Below are 338 nucleotides of genomic sequence, written 5' to 3'. Positions count from 1 at the left end.
ACTGGCGCTATCAATATTGAGGCTCTACAGCTAGCGTTGTTAGCCATTATTGAAAGACACGAGGCATTGCGGACGGTGATGCTCGAGGATGAAGATGGCATTCCAATGGGATGCTTGCTCGGTGTACCAAAATTAAGTGAGGCAGTAGAGTTGGTAACTCTTAAGTCAAAATCACGCCAAGAAATTGAAGATTTTATTTTTAAGATTACTACAAAAGCATTTAAGTTAGACGTAGACAGACCCCTCCGCACTCATCTCTTGCAACTAACTGATGATGAATATGCCTTAGTGCTTACTTTCCATCATCATGCCAATGATGGTGTGTCAGCCAATATCTT

General features: G+C 41.7%; 1 protein-coding gene. It reads left to right on the top strand.

From position 1 onward, the window contains the following. Window positions 1–338, top strand: a 338-nt coding sequence (locus JaK3_RS05735) for a condensation domain-containing protein (protein ID WP_150114214.1), incomplete at both ends; no start/stop codon positions are given.

The sequence above is a fragment of the Polynucleobacter yangtzensis genome (assembly GCF_001595965.1).
In the GTDB taxonomy this organism is placed as follows: Bacteria; Pseudomonadota; Gammaproteobacteria; order Burkholderiales; family Burkholderiaceae; genus Polynucleobacter; species Polynucleobacter yangtzensis.
The sequence above is the reverse complement of the archived record's forward strand: the minus strand, read 5'-3'. Positions and strand labels throughout refer to the sequence as shown.